Below are 610 nucleotides of genomic sequence, written 5' to 3' on the forward strand. Positions count from 1 at the left end.
GGCGTTTGCAAGTGGTGAATGGACGTATGGTTCGCCGCAGCTTCAACGCTTTAATGGCCTAGCCGCGATGAACATTCAAGGTGGCGCTGCTCCAGGTGTCAGTACGGGTGAAGCAATGGCTGAGATTGAAGCGATGGTTGAGCAGTTACCAGAAGGCTTTACGGTGAACTGGAACGGCATCTCTTATGAAGAGCGTTTGTCTGGCAACCAAGCTCCAATGTTGTATGCGTTGTCCATTTTGGTCGTGTTCCTAGTACTTGCTGCGTTGTATGAAAGCTGGTCTGTACCGCTTGCGGTCGTGTTGGTTGTACCTTTGGGCGTATTAGGCGCTGTGCTCGCAGTACTGGGTCGTGGAATGGACAACGACGTGTTCTTCCAAGTGAGTTTGTTAACCACAGTGGGTTTGGCAACGAAAAACGCGATTTTGATCGTTGAGTTCGCGAAAGAATATTACGAGAAAGGTGCAGGTCTGATTGAAGCTACACTGCACGCGGTGCGTGTGCGTCTTCGTCCAATCATCATGACGTCCTTGGCGTTTGGCTTAGGTGTGGTTCCGTTGGCAATCAGTGCTGGTGTGGGCTCTGCTGGTCAAAACGCGGTAGGTACTGGT

Annotated in this window: 1 protein-coding gene; it reads left to right on the forward strand. The window is 51.3% G+C overall.

What is annotated here, in order from left to right; translation table 11 throughout:
• Positions 1–610: efflux RND transporter permease subunit (locus tag R8N49_RS28615; RefSeq protein ID WP_318190635.1), on the forward strand; the 610-nt coding region annotated here is incomplete at both ends.

This window comes from Vibrio sp. 1978, from assembly GCF_033344345.1.